Origin of the sequence: Streptococcus pseudopneumoniae (assembly GCF_001072665.1) — a bacterium.
Taxonomy (GTDB): Bacteria; Bacillota; Bacilli; order Lactobacillales; family Streptococcaceae; genus Streptococcus; species Streptococcus pseudopneumoniae_S.
Map to the genome: position 1 here is coordinate 1 of NZ_JVJI01000094.1, position 253 is coordinate 253.

1 pseudogene is annotated in these 253 nt (G+C 42.7%); it reads right to left on the bottom strand.

Going from position 1 to position 253, the window contains the following annotated elements:
• A pseudogene (locus tag ADH52_RS04920) lies at positions 1-253 on the bottom strand (sialidase); the annotation flags it as partial.

A 253-nucleotide genomic window follows, 5' to 3' on the forward strand; every position in this document is an offset into this window, starting at 1 on the left:
TTGAAGAACACGGGTTTCACCTAGATACAACTTATCAGACTTACGTTCCTGAACCTTGAAATCGATTGTTTCTTCTTCTAAGATAAGCTCTGGGCGATTCAGAACAAGATTTTTCACTTCGTCTTCTGGAAGAGAGGTGCCTGGTTTCGTTCCAACTTCCACGATACGATCTTCTGCAGCGACTTTATCGTAAGTTTCTTTAAGTTGGCGTTTTCCGTTTTCCACTTCGATCAAGCGAACACGGACTCCTTGT